We start from the raw sequence: 12,939 nt of genomic DNA, 5'->3' as shown, positions 1-12,939 counted from the left end.
CGGCGAGTGTTGCGCCGGCCCGCTCGCCGCGCGCTTACCGGGTAAGTCATGGCAATGCGCCGGACGGCAGGCACGGCGCGCGTCAATCGGAAATTGCACATTCATCTACAATCTTTTGCTGAACACGTGCGCCTGTTCGCTGCGACCAGCGCGTCATCAAGGAGACAGCATGCTTGACCTATCCACGTTAGGGACTTTCGTTGCCGTTGTTCTCGGGCTCTTTCTGATTCCGGGTCCGGCCGTGCTGCTTGTGTTGACGCGCACCTTGCATGGCGGCCGCAAGGCCGGCATTCTCACCGGCCTCGGCATTGCGGTTGGCGATTTCATTCATACGCTGGGCGCATCGGTCGGCCTCTCGGCGCTGCTGATGACCTCGGCGCTGGCCTTCAACGCGGTCAAGTTCGTCGGCGCCGCCTACCTGGTTTATCTGGGCGTTCGCGCGTTGCGCGAGAAAGAGGCGAGCGCGCATATGCCGGCCGTCGCGCCGGTGTCCGCCTCGAAAGCCTTCTTCCAGGCTATTCCCGCCGAAGTATTGAATCCCAAGACCGCGTTGTTTTTTCTTGCGTTTCTGCCGCAGTTCGTTCGTCCCGAACACGGTTCCACGTTTCTGCAGTTCACCGCGCTCGGGCTGATTTTTGTCGGCATGAGCGCGCTCTATACGACGTTGATCGTGTTGACGATTCGTCCGCTGGGCAAATTCGTCAAGCGTCTGACGTGGCTGACGCGCTGGCAGAACAAGATCATCGGCGTGCTGTTCATTTCGCTCGGCCTGCGCGTGGCCACGCAAACGCGTTGATCGAACGACGCGGCCTCGCTTGATCGCAGCGGCAGCGAAATTGCGTTTGCGCTAGATATTGCGGCGTTGTCGCCTGAGGCGGCCTTCGCGCGCGTATTCCATCTGGCCTTCGGTGCGAACCGCAAGCCTTTCCTGCTCGGCGCGGCTCATTTGCCGCGTATCGTCGATCTCGCCGACCCGCAGCACTTCCTGGGCGATTCTGATGCGCAGTGTCATCAACGGTTCGCCACGCTCCACCAGCGTGCGGTCCGCGGCGCGCGCCTGCTGGACGCCGCCGTCGATCAGGTTGCGCAGTTCCAGCAGCGTGAGCCGCTGCCGCTGGATTTCGAGGATGAGCCGCTGGACGGCCTGCTCGTCGCGCGTGCGCCACCAGGCGCGCAGCTCGGCGAGCGTGGGAGGTTCGAAAGGTGGAAGGCGCATTGCTCAGACGAAAAAGTACTGTATATATGTACAGTATATCCCGTCTTTTTACGGGAACGCGTAGAGCACGTTCCCAGGTTGACCGGCGCCGTGGAAGTATGAAGCGCTCAGGCCAGCGCGAGCATGATCGACGTGGAAACCACGATGATGAAAAGACAAGCGGCGGTGAGAATGTCGTAGGGATACTTCATGTTATGAGCATCTGACGTAGCGGTGTGAAGGGCCATCATAGGGATAAGCGCGCTGTCCGACTGTTAAGCTTTGCAAGACATAAGCGCGGTCCGGCTACGTATGACTGGAGGGCAAAGATGAACGGAACAGCAACGCGCGTGCCCACGCGTGCACCGGAAATCGATTTCTGGTTCGACTTCGGCAGCAACTACAGCTACCTCAGCGTCATGCGCATCGAAGCGGAGGCCGCGGCGCGAGGCGTGCAGATTCACTGGCGTCCGTTCCTGCTGGGGCCGGTGTTTCGCGACCTCGGTTTCGACAATTCGCCGTTCGTGCTTCAGAAAGAGAAGGGCGCGTATGTGTGGAAGGACATGGAACGGCAATGCCGCAAATACGGCATCGCGCTAAAGCGTCCCACCACGTTCCCGCGCGCCGCGCTTCTTGCGATGCGCGTGGCGCTGCTCGGCGCGCAGCGCGAATGGATCGCCGCCTACTGCCGCAAGATCATGCAGCTGAACTTCGCGTATGACCGCGATATCGGTTCGATGGAAGTGGTGAGCGAAGCGCTCGATGAGCTGGGTTTGCCGGCGGGGGAGATCATCGCCGAAGCGCAAAGCGACGCGAACAAACTACGTTTGCGTGAACAGACCGCGGCGGCCGCGGCTCGCGGCATTTTTGGCGCGCCGACGTTTTTTGTCGGCGATGAAATGTTCTGGGGCAACGACCGGCTGGAGGATGCGTTGGACTACTGCGCGTCGCTCGCCGCGAGTGGCTAGGGTGTCGAGTGCGCGGCGCCGGATCGGCGCTCTGCTGGGTTATTCGTTACCGTCCTGGCAAAAACGGCGGCCCGGCACGTGCGACACGACAGCCTGAGCGATCTCGAGCGGCGTGCTCTCGGCGGGCACCACCCGGCGGCTCGATTCGGGCGTGTGCTTCATGGTCCATTCGACGAGCCGGTATGAGCGGCCCCAAGGATGCTGGAGCGGGTCCGAGACCTTGCATGAATGAATCTGGCTGACCCATTCGTTGCCGGGCATGGCGCGCAGATGCTCGAATACCGTGTCTTCAACCATGGTTTGACTCCTTCTTCGCGGGCCTGCAGCCCATCTTCTGGCGCGTCGTCGACACCCGGGGGAAAAAGCGCCGCCGATGTTCTGGCGGCTTCAACAGGGGATGTTGTGCCTCATGGTTGCAGCAAAGAATTAAGCCAGACTTAAGAACGCAAAAAGCGGATCGCGTAAAAGCGTAGTTGTCGCGATCAGACCCTCAAGCCCTCGCAAAATCCGCCGTTATTACAGCGATTGGGGTCGCCAACCCCGCTTCGCCTTCGGGCCCGCCCCTGATAACGTGACGAACCTCGCCCAAACGCCGCTTTCCGAGCGCCTTCGTTCGCTCGTCGATACCGTGCAGCACAACGAGCGCACGTTGCGGCGCTTTCAGAACGTCGAGTTGCGTCTGATCGGTGCTCAGGACTTCGCATCGTTTCTCGACACGCTGTTCACTCAATTGCCGCGGGAATTTTCGCTGACGGGCGTGACGCTCTGGCTCGACGACCGCGCGCCGATGCTGCGCGAGCTGCTCGAGCCGCCCGCCTTGCGCGCACTCGATCAGTCGAAATTGCTGGTCTCGCGCGAAGGTGGCCTTGCCGCACAAGGCTTGTGCGAAGAGGGCCGGCCTTGGCTCGGCAAGCTGCACGGCATGGGCGATTCGGCGCGGGGTGCATTCTTCGGCGCCGGTGCAGCACCCGCGAGCGCAATCGTGCTGCCGCTTGCCGCGGGCGATGCCGTGAGCGGCTATCTCTGTCTCGGCAGCGACGACCCCGCGCGTTTCGCCGAGGGCATGGCCACCGACATTCTGGAGCGCTTCGCGAGCATCGTGACGGCGAGCCTCGACAACGTCGCGCATCGCGAACGGCTCAAGCAACTGGGCATGACCGATTCGTTGACGGGCCTCGCCAATCGCCGCTATTTCGACGAGCGGATGCGCGAGGAGATCATGCGCGCCTGTCGCTACGGCGTGCCGGTGGCGTGTCTGTTCATCGATATCGACAGTTTCAAGCGCATCAACGACACCTACGGCCATCAGACCGGCGACCGCGCGTTGGCGGCGGTGGCGGCTTGCGTGCGGCAACAGGTGCGTCTCGGCGATACCGTGGCGCGTTATGGCGGCGAGGAATTCGCCGCGCTGCTGCAAGGCGACCGCGCCGACGCGCTTACCGTCGCCGAGCGTGTGCGGCTGGCGGTCGAACGGCTGGCTTTGCAGGACGATCATGGCGAGCGCATCGTCCTGACGGTGTCGATCGGCGTGGCGGCGCGCACGATCAGCGGTACGCCGACCGAGGCGGTCAAACTGGGCGGCGCAATGATGGAAGAAGCCGACCGCGCGATGTATCAGGCCAAACGCAACGGCCGCAATCGCATCGAGGCGCTGATTAAAGTGGGCGATGCGGAAACGGCACGTTGATCTGAGTCGCTGAAGCTCACGCCGAGTTCGCGTGACCGGCGCGACTGGATGACCGGTGTGATGGACGCAATTGGCAACTCAACGCGGCAATCTTGCGCACGGCATGCGAAAGAAACTGCGAGCCCCGCCTGGCTCCCTGTATGCCGCTTCAAGTCGCGTTCAAGTGCCCGGCGCATCCGGCGGCACACCCAGCAACTGCAGCGCTCCGCCCGTCACGCCGCTGAACACCGGGCCGGCCACCGTCCCGCCATAAAACGCCTTGCCCGCCGGGTCGTCGATCATCACGGCGACGATCAACCGCGGGTCGCTCATCGGCGCCATGCCGACGAACAGCGCGCGGTAGCGGTTTTTCGCGTATGTCGCGCCGACCTGTTTGCGCGCCGTGCCGGTCTTGCCGCCGATCCGGTAGCCTTCCACCGTCGCTGCGCGGCCCGTGCCGCCCACGCCGGTCGCCATTTCCAGCATCGAGCGGATGGCGCGCGCGGTGGCCGGCGTCGTGACCGCGTGGCCCTTGTCGCCGGATGGTGCGGCCGCGCCCGCTGCGTTGCGCAACAGACTCACGCGATGCATCGTGCCGTCGCCGGCATAGGCCGTGTACACCTGCGCCATCTGCAATAGCGACGCGGACAGCCCGTAGCCATACGCCATGGTCGCCTGTTCGATCGGGCGCCAGCGTTTATACGGACGCACCTTGCCGGATGCCACGCCCGGAAACGTCAGTTCCGGGCGCAAACCGAGCCCGTATTCCTGATACTTGGTCCAGATTTTCTCGGCCGGCAGATTCAGCGCGAGCTTGGCGAGCGCGATGTTGCTCGACTTCTGCACGGCTTCGGCGACGGTCATCACGCCATGATTCGAGGTGTCGTGGATGACGGCCGGCCCGATCTTGTACCAGCCGGGCGCGGTATCGATCACGCTCTGCGGCCGCACCTTGCCTTCGTCGATCGAGAGCGCGACGACCACCGGCTTGATCGTCGAGCCCGGCTCGAACGTATCGACCACCGCGCGATTGCGCAACTGGCGGCCGGTCAGGCGGGCGCGGTCGTTCGGATCGAAGCTCGGGTAGTTGGCGAGCGCGAGAATCTCGCCGTTGCGCGCGTCGAGCACCACCACGCTGCCGGCTTCGGCGTGATGTCTGGCGATCGCGTCCTTGAGTTGGGCATAGGCGAGCTGCTGAATCCGCCGGTCGATCGTCAGGTGGATGGTTTCGCCGTTCTGCGCGGGCACGAGTGGCCGCGTCTCGGACACTACGCGGCCCAGGCGATCGCGGATCACTTCGCGCTGGCCGGGCACGCCGAGCAGTTGCTCGTTGGCGGCGAGTTCGACGCCCTCCTGGCCGTTGTCTTCGATATCCGTGAAGCCGACCACGTGCGCCGCCGACTCGCCTTCAGGATAAAAACGCTTCGAATCCGCGATCTGCGTGATGCCCGCGAGGCCCAGTTTCGACAGATGCCCGGCGGTCTCGGCATCCACCTGACGCTTGAGCAGGACAAAGGTCTTGTTGCCGTTCAGACGGCGGCGCAGTTCCGCCAGCGGCAGATCGAGCAACTTGGAGAGCGGCGCGACAGCGGCTTCGTCGATCAGCTTGGGCGAAGCCCAGATCTCGTAGGTTGCGAGGCTGACGGCGAGCATCGAGCCGTTGCGATCGACGATCCGCCCGCGCGTCGCGTCGAGTTCGAGGGTGCGCTGATAGCGCTTTTGCCCCTGATCGACGTAGAAGTCCTGGTTCACCACCTGCACCCAGAACGCGCGTCCCGCGAGCGAGGCAAACGCGCCGAACATGAGCAGGACGATGAATTTCGAACGCCACATCGGCAGGCGCGCGGCCAGCAACGGGTGCTTCGCGACGGGCGCGTAGGGATCGTGCGACTGCGATTTCTTCTTCTGGATCATTGGATGCGCATAACGAACAGCTCGATTAACTTGCGCCGCCCGAATCGGCGGCGGTGAACACCTTGAGTTGCCAGCGGAAACGCACGGCCAGCATGCGCACCGCGAAACCCCCTGCGAGCACGCCGACCGAAGCCGGCCCCGGCGCTACGCCGCAGGCTTGCAAGGCCACATACGCGGCGCCGGCGCCGAGCGCGATGCTGGCGTACAACTCCTGACGCAACACCAGCGGCATCTGATTGCACAGCACGTCGCGCAACATGCCGCCGCACACGCCGGTGATCGCGTCGGCCAGCACGACAATGGCGGGGCTCACGTCCATCGTCGCGGCCACGTCGCAGCCGATCACCGTGAAGGCGATCAGGCCGATCGCATCGACGGTGACGAAGAGCCTTTGCCAGTTGCGCAGCCACTTCGCGCACGCCGCGGCAACCGACGCCGCCCCGATTGTAATGAGAACGTAATCTGGATGCGAGATCCACGCAAGGGGGTAGTGTCCCAGCAGGACGTCGCGCACCGTGCCGCCGCCGAGCGCGGTGACGGTGCCGACGAGGCACAAACCGAAGCGATCCATGCCGCGACGCATGCCCATGAGCGCGCCGGACATGGCTTCCGCGACGATCGCGAGCAGGTAGAGGAGATGGAGCAGCATGACGGCGAGCCTCTGGAACGGCGCTCGCGGACGGCTCCGGCCTGGAGCGCACTCGCGCGGCGTGCGTTAGAAAGCGGCCATTATCGTAAGCGTGCCGTTAGCATGAAAATGCCTTAAGCAAAATTCGGCGATGCCAAATTCGGCTTAAGCTGGTTGCGGTTTGGCGCGTGGTAAGCGTTTGCTGAGCAAGCCGACGCTATATGCGCCGGAGGTGGTCCGAGGTGGACCGAGGCGCGCGGGCGTAAAAAAACCGCGCGGACTTCAAAAATCCGCGCGGCTGTTTCGTTCGATTAATGCGTCGACTCCGACGCGGCGTGTTAAAGAGGCGCTCCCTGCCTGTTGAGCGCCTTCTTTTTTTGTGTGCTGCTTCTGTTGGTTTCCGCTGCCGAAGTCCGTCGGCGTAAAAATGCTCAAGCAGGCAGCGCGAAGCTCGAAATCGCTTCGCGCAGCACACCCACCTGATCCTTCAGCGAATGCGCCGCGGCCGCGGCCTGTTCGACCAGCGCCGCATTCTGCTGCGTGACCTGATCCATTTCGCCGACCGCGCGATTGACCTGCTCGATGCCCGCGCTCTGTTCGCGCGAGGCATTGCTGATCTCTTCGAGAATCTCGTTCACGCGACGCACCGACTGCACGATCTCGCCCATCGTCGAACCGGCGTTGGCGACCAGCGAGGCGCCGGCTTCCACCGTGTTCGTCGAGGTTTCGATCAGTGCCTTGATTTCCTTCGCCGCGGTTGCCGAGCGTTGCGCGAGGCTGCGCACTTCGGCGGCGACCACCGCGAAGCCGCGTCCCTGTTCGCCCGCGCGGGCCGCTTCGACGGCGGCGTTGAGCGCCAGAATGTTGGTCTGGAAAGCAATGCCGTCGATCACGCCGATGATGTCGCCGATCTGTCGCGAACTGTTGGTGATCTCGCCCATTGTGCGAACCACGTCGTCGACTACGCGGCTGCCGCGCGTGGCGACGTCCGCGGCCTGGCCGGCGAGATGCGCGGCCTGCAGCGCGCTGTCCGCGTTCTGCTTCACGTTGACCGTCATCTGGTCCATGCTCGATGCCGTCTCGACGAGCGCGGCGGCCTGTTCTTCCGTGCGTTGCGAGAGATCCGTGTTGCCGGCGGCGATTTCGGTCGCGCCGATGTTGATGTTCTCCGTGCCGAGACGCACGCGCGACACCGTCTCGACGAGACCGGCCTGCATCGTCTGAAGTGCATGCAGCAGGCTGCCGGCGTAGTCCGACTGGACCGGCACGCGCGTGGCCAGATCGCCGCGCGCCATCAACTGCGCGTGTTCGACGGCCACTTCGAGATCGCCGCCGAGCGTGCGGCGAATACTGCGCAGCACCAGCAGCATGACGGCGGTGGCGATCGCGCCGAGCGCGACGGTAATGACGAGCCAGCGCAGCAGATTGGCGTAGAACGCGCTTTGCACGTCGTCCATGTACATGCCGGTGACGATATACCAGTCCCATGGCGTGAAGTGACGCGAGTAGCTGGTCTTGGCCACGGGTTTGTCGCTGCCCGGCTTGGCCCACAGGTAGTCGACGAAGCCGCCGCCGTCGCGGTTGCCCGCGTTGACGATATCGACGAACAGATGGTTGCCCGCCGGATCGGTGAATTGCGTCAGGTCCTTGCCGATCATCTCCGGCTTGAACGGATGCATCAGCATGACGGACTGCGAATTGTTGACGGAGATGTAGCCGTCGCTGCCGTAGCGCATCGCCTTGAGGGAATCGAGCGCCTGCTTTCTGGCTTCCTCTTCGGTGATCGTGTGCTGCTGGGCGAGCGTGTAGTAACGCTCGACGATATGGTTGGCCTGGTCGATCAAAGATCTCAACTGATCGCGGCGATCCGAGATCATCGAGGCACGGTTTTGCCATGCGCCGAAGCCGCCGATCAGGATCAGGCCGATCCAGAGGACGGCGATCATCGAGGCCAGTTTTTTGTTCAGAGTCATAGCGGTTTCTGCTTTCGCACAGTGGTCGGTCAGGGAGTGGATTCGCTTGCGGCGAGTGGCTTGTCGCTGACTGTGTTTACGGCGCGTCGGCAGGGGCTGCGCAGGGCAGGGGAAACCCGCTATCAGGTATTTTTATTCGTCTGACTAAATAGTCTTTTTTTCGTCGTGAGTGCGTTTTTATGCTGCGTTCGCACTGGCTTATTTATTTCATGTTGATTCAAGCGGGCTTTCCCTCCATTGCCGGTATGAAAATGGCGCCGATTGGCGAATCGATATTAAGCGTTAAGGTTTATGTAAATAAAAACGGATATTAAAACCTCAAGATCGCCACAATCGCCTAATGACCAAAACGAACGGACGCGCCGCCCGTCGAAGCCTGGTCATGGGTTGCGTCAGGATTCCACAAAACGCCAATAAAATCCAAATGATTTCTCGCGTTAGTGGATTGCAAAAAACGACACATTTTTCCACTTATCCGCAAATGGAGAAAGCCGCTGTCACGAAAAAGACGAATAAATAAAAATTCCGCTATAGTCGCCATTTTCCAGACGCCAGTCGGGCAATAGAAGAGCGCCAATAAGCCCGCCACCAGGAGTACATAAAATGAACGCCCGCGAACCTGCCTTCGTCTCCGCTTCCCGTAGCGCGCGCCTGCGCCAGATGCTCGTCAGCAACGAACTCGAATTCATGATGGAGGCCCATAACGGCCTGTCCGCCCGCATCGTCCGCGAAGCCGGCTTCAAGGCCATCTGGGGTTCGGGCCTCGCGATCTCCGCGCAATACGGCGTGCGCGACAATAACGAAGCAAGCTGGACGCAAGTGGTCGACACGCTCGAATTCATGGCCGACGCCAGCGATCTGCCGATCCTGCTCGACGGCGATACCGGCTACGGCAACTTCAACAACGTGCGCCGCCTCGTGCGCAAGCTCGAACAGCGCGGCATTGCCGGCGTGTGTATCGAAGACAAGCAATTCCCCAAGACCAACAGCTTCATCAACGGCGAAGCGCAACCGCTCGCCGATATGGATGAGTTCTGCGGCAAGATCAAGGCCGGTAAAGACTCGCAGTCCGACGAGAATTTTTCGATCGTCGCGCGGGTTGAAGCGTTGATCGCCGGCTGGGGCATGGACGAGGCGCTGCGTCGCGCGGAGGCTTATCGCCAGGCCGGCGCGGACGCAATCCTGATTCACAGCAAGCTGTCGCGTCCCGACGAAATTCTCGAATTCGCGCGCGAATGGGCCGGCCGCGGCCCGCTCGTGATCGTGCCGACCAAGTACTACAGCACGCCGACCGAAGTGTTCCGCGAAGCCGGCATCAGCACGGTGATCTGGGCGAACCATCTGATCCGCGCGGCGACCTCGGCGATGCAGGCCGTCGCCAAGGAAATCCACACGAGCGAAACGCTCGTCAACGTGGAAGACAGCATCGCCGCCGTCAACGAAATTTTCCGTCTGCAAGACGCGGACGAATACTCGGAAGCGGAAGACCGCTACCTGTCGAGCGGCCGTGCGGCCGGTTCCGCGGTCGTGCTCGCGGCGAGCCGCGGCAAGGGCCTCGAAGCCGTGACCGAAGACCGTCCGAAAGTGATGCTGCCGATCGCCGGCAAGCCGCTGCTGCGCTGGCTCGTCGATGCGTTCAAGAAGCAGGGCGTGAACGACATTACCGTGGTCGGCGGTTATCGCGCCGATGCGATCGACACGGCCGGCATCAAGCTCGTCGTCAACGAACAGCACGCGCAAACCGGCGAACTCGCGTCGCTCGCCTGCGCGGTCGACAAGCTGGCCGGCGACACGGTCGTCTCGTATGGCGATCTGCTGTTCCGCAGCTACATCCTGCGCGATCTCGTGGAGAGCGAAGCGGCGTTCAGCGTGGTGGTCGATTCGTCGTTGACCGACGCGGAAAACGCCAGCGTGCGTGACTTCGCCTGGTGTTCGGCCGCCGACGACCGTGGTTTGTTCGGCAATAAGGTTTTGCTGCGTCATGTGTCGAGCGGGCAAGACGCCACCTCGGCGATCGCGTCGCAAACGCCGCATGGCCGCTGGGTCGGTCTGCTGAACGTGCGCGGTGAAGGCCGTGAGCGTTTGCAGGCGGTGATGAGTCAGCTGCAGGCGCGCGCGGATTTCGCGTCGCTCGACATGCCCGCGTTGCTGAATGCGCTGATCGAAGCGGGCGAATCGATCGAAGTGCAATACGTGCACGGTCACTGGCGCGGCGTGAACGACCTTGAAGACTTCCGCCGTGCGGGCGACTTCGCGCATGCGCAGGCGCCGTTCGCGGCCGCGGCCGGTGCGGTGGATAAAGGCGCGTTCAACGGCGCGACGAACGCAGCGAGCGGAGCCGCGCAATGATCGAGGCAGCACAGTTCGTCGAGGCGGCGCGTGAGCGCGGCTTCGACTGGTACGCGGGCGTGCCGTGCTCGTATCTGACGCCGTTCATCAACTACGTGTTGCAGGACGAATCGCTGCATTACGTGTCGGCGGCCAATGAAGGCGACGCCGTCGCGTTGATCGCGGGCGTCACGCTCGGCGCGCAAAACGGCCGGCGCGGCATCACCATGATGCAGAACTCCGGGCTCGGCAACGCCGTGAGCCCGTTGACCTCGCTCACGTGGACTTTCCGTTTGCCGCAATTGCTGATCGTCACGTGGCGCGGGCAGCCCGGTGTCGCCGACGAACCGCAGCACGCGCTGATGGGTCCGGTTACGCCGGCGATGCTCGACACCATGGAGATTCCGTGGGAAACCTTCCCGACCGAAGCCGACGCCATTGGCCCGGCGCTCGATCGCGCCGTCGCGCACATGGATGAAACCGGCCGCCCATACGCGCTCGTGATGCAGAAGGGCAGCGTGGCGCCGTATGAGTTGAAGGACAGCGGCGCGAACGAACGCCGCGCGCCCGTCACGCCGCAATCGCAGTTCACGAATGTGGCGGCGAGCGAACTGGCTTCGCGGCACGACGCGCTGAACAAGGTGATCGCGCACACGCCGCTCGAATCGACGGTGGTGCTCGCGTCGACCGGCTTTTGCGGGCGCGAACTCTACGCGATCGACGACCGTGCGAACCAGTTGTACATGGTCGGCTCGATGGGTTGCGTGACGCCGTTCGCGCTGGGTCTTGCGTTGTCGCGTCCCGACCTGCATGTGGTCGCGCTCGACGGCGACGGCGCCGCGCTGATGCGCATGGGCGCGTTCGCCACCATCGGCGCGTACGGTCCGTCGAATCTCACGCACGTGCTGCTCGATAACGGCGCGCACGATTCTACCGGCGGTCAGGCGACGGTGTCGTCGCAGGTTTCGTTTGCGGGCGTGGCCGCGGCGTGCGGTTATGCGTCGGCTGTCGAAAGCGACGACGTGAATGCGATCGATGCCCTGTTCGAAGCGGCGCCGCTCGACGGCCCGCGCTTCGTGCGTCTGGCTATTCGCCGCGGCACGCCTGACGGGCTGCCGCGCCCCACCATCACGCCGCCCGATGTGAAGACGCGTCTGATGCGCCACATCGGCGCCGCTTAAAGTCAAGGAACCCTCATGCTGCTGCTCAATCCAGGCCCAGTGACGCTCACCGAACGCGTTCGCAACAGCCTGTTGCAGACGGATCTGTGCCACCGCGAAAGCGAGTTTTTCGATCTGCAGGAAGAGGCCCGCACGCGCCTCGTCGACCTCTACGGTCTCGACGCCAGCGAATGGCAGGCCGTGTTGATGACCGGCTCCGGCACGGCGGCAGTCGAAAGCATGACTGCCGCGCTGGTGCCGCAGAACGGCAAGCTGCTCGTGGTGGAAAACGGCGTGTACGGCGAGCGTATTTCGCAGATCGCCACGCAGTACGGCATCGCGCATGAATCGCTGAAGCACGACTGGATGCAGGCGCCCGATCTCGCGAAGATCGCCGAACGCCTCGACGCGGATAAGGCGTTCACGCACGTCGCCGTGATCCATCATGAAACCACCACCGGCCGTCTAAACGATCTGGCGGCGCTCGGCGCATTGTGCCGCGAGCGCGGACTGCGTCTGCTGGTGGACGGCGTGAGCAGCTTCGGCGCGGAAACGATCGATTTCGCCGACGCCAGTCTCGACGCGGTCGCCGCCACGGCGAACAAATGTCTGCATGGCGTGCCGGGCGCGTCGTTCGTGCTGGTGCGCCGCGCGGCGCTCGCGCAGGCGGCGAGTCGCACGTATTACCTGGATCTCGGCCGTCTCGCGAAGTTGCAGGACCAGCGCAACACGCCGTTCACGCCGTCGGTGCATGCGTATTACGCACTCGTCGAAGCGCTGCGCGAACTCGCCGACGAAGGCGGCTGGCGCGCGCGTCACGCACGCTACGCGGCGCTGGCTGAACAGGCGCGCGCGGGCCTTGCCGAGCGCGGCATCGGCAGCGTGTTGCCGCCGGAAGAGTCGTCGGTGGTATTGCGCGCGTACCGCTTGCCGGAAGGCATTGCGTATCCGCAACTGCACGACGCGCTGAAGGCGCGCGGCTTCGTCATCTATGCAGGGCAAGGCGGCTTGTCGGCCGAACTGTTCCGCATCTCGACGATGGGCAACATTCACGCCGCCGACATCGACCGTCTGTTGCAAGGCTTTACCGAACTGATGCGCTGATTG

General features: G+C 63.4%; 12 protein-coding genes. 6 read left to right on the top strand and 6 right to left on the bottom strand.

Translation table 11 applies throughout. From position 1 onward, the window contains the following. Nucleotides 1-169 precede the first annotated feature (169 nt). On the top strand, nt 170-796 hold the full coding sequence (locus PQR54_RS28125) for a LysE family translocator (protein WP_408251423.1): 627 nt from the start codon (nt 170-172) through the stop codon (nt 794-796). A gap of 51 nt (nt 797-847) precedes the next feature. Here the strand turns inward: PQR54_RS28125 and PQR54_RS28120 are convergent, their stop codons facing one another. Together PQR54_RS28120 and PQR54_RS28115 are read right to left on the bottom strand one after the other, a co-directional pair. Further along, complete coding sequence (locus tag PQR54_RS28120) at nt 848-1,216, bottom strand: hypothetical protein (protein ID WP_408251421.1); 369 nt, start codon at nt 1,214-1,216, stop codon at nt 848-850. A 107-nt stretch (nt 1,217-1,323) separates the two neighbouring features. Next, on the bottom strand, nt 1,324-1,446 hold the full coding sequence (locus PQR54_RS28115) for a hypothetical protein (protein ID WP_408251419.1): 123 nt from the start codon (nt 1,444-1,446) through the stop codon (nt 1,324-1,326). Nucleotides 1,447-1,524: 78 nt separating this feature from the next. Here PQR54_RS28115 and PQR54_RS28110 point away from each other — a divergent pair, with 78 nt between their 5' ends. Beyond that, on the top strand, nt 1,525-2,163 hold the full coding sequence (locus PQR54_RS28110; RefSeq protein WP_408251417.1) for a 2-hydroxychromene-2-carboxylate isomerase: 639 nt from the start codon (nt 1,525-1,527) through the stop codon (nt 2,161-2,163). A gap of 39 nt (nt 2,164-2,202) precedes the next feature. Here the strand turns inward: PQR54_RS28110 and PQR54_RS28105 are convergent, their stop codons facing one another. Next, a complete protein-coding gene (locus tag PQR54_RS28105; RefSeq protein WP_012427844.1) occupies nt 2,203-2,460 on the bottom strand; it encodes a DUF2866 domain-containing protein in 258 nt (85 codons plus the stop codon). A 274-nt stretch (nt 2,461-2,734) separates the two neighbouring features. On the opposite strand from PQR54_RS28105, the gene PQR54_RS28100 reads away from it, so the two are divergent. After that, a complete protein-coding gene (locus PQR54_RS28100) occupies nt 2,735-3,850 on the top strand; it encodes a GGDEF domain-containing protein (protein ID WP_408251415.1) in 1,116 nt (371 codons plus the stop codon). A 159-nt stretch (nt 3,851-4,009) separates the two neighbouring features. Here the strand turns inward: PQR54_RS28100 and PQR54_RS28095 are convergent, their stop codons facing one another. The 3 genes from PQR54_RS28095 to PQR54_RS28085 all read right to left on the bottom strand — a co-directional run bounded on the left by PQR54_RS28095 (nt 4,010) and on the right by PQR54_RS28085 (nt 8,344). Further along, a complete protein-coding gene (locus tag PQR54_RS28095; RefSeq protein ID WP_408251413.1) occupies nt 4,010-5,743 on the bottom strand; it encodes a peptidoglycan D,D-transpeptidase FtsI family protein in 1,734 nt (577 codons plus the stop codon). 25 nt (nt 5,744-5,768) lie between these two features. Beyond that, nucleotides 5,769-6,392: a trimeric intracellular cation channel family protein gene (locus PQR54_RS28090; protein WP_408251411.1), complete on the bottom strand. Its 624-nt coding sequence runs from the start codon at nt 6,390-6,392 to the stop codon at nt 5,769-5,771. Between the two features lie 410 nt (nt 6,393-6,802). Continuing rightward, nucleotides 6,803-8,344 carry a methyl-accepting chemotaxis protein gene (locus PQR54_RS28085; protein ID WP_408251409.1) on the bottom strand — a complete coding sequence of 514 codons (1,542 nt, stop codon included), beginning with the start codon at nt 8,342-8,344 and terminating at the stop codon, nt 6,803-6,805. A 603-nt stretch (nt 8,345-8,947) separates the two neighbouring features. On the opposite strand from PQR54_RS28085, the gene aepX reads away from it, so the two are divergent. Genes aepX through PQR54_RS28070 form a run of 3 tightly spaced genes read left to right on the top strand, consistent with a single transcriptional unit; the run spans nt 8,948 to nt 12,936 of the window. Then, nucleotides 8,948-10,693 carry a phosphoenolpyruvate mutase gene (aepX, locus tag PQR54_RS28080; protein ID WP_408251407.1) on the top strand — a complete coding sequence of 582 codons (1,746 nt, stop codon included), beginning with the start codon at nt 8,948-8,950 and terminating at the stop codon, nt 10,691-10,693. Beyond that, nucleotides 10,690-11,853, top strand: a complete 1,164-nt coding sequence (gene aepY, locus PQR54_RS28075; RefSeq protein ID WP_408251405.1) for a phosphonopyruvate decarboxylase — start codon at nt 10,690-10,692, stop codon at nt 11,851-11,853. Before aepX ends, aepY begins: the two co-directional genes overlap by 4 nt. Nucleotides 11,854-11,868: 15 nt before the next feature. Further along, nucleotides 11,869-12,936, top strand: coding sequence for a 2-aminoethylphosphonate aminotransferase (locus PQR54_RS28070; protein ID WP_408251403.1), 1,068 nt, complete (start codon nt 11,869-11,871; stop codon nt 12,934-12,936). Nucleotides 12,937-12,939: the final 3 nt, after the last annotated feature.

The sequence above is a fragment of the Paraburkholderia phytofirmans genome (assembly GCF_046028095.1).
GTDB lineage: Bacteria > Pseudomonadota > Gammaproteobacteria > Burkholderiales > Burkholderiaceae > Paraburkholderia > Paraburkholderia phytofirmans_A.
Note: the sequence above shows the minus strand (reverse complement) of the source record. Positions and strands in the feature narration are given on the sequence as shown.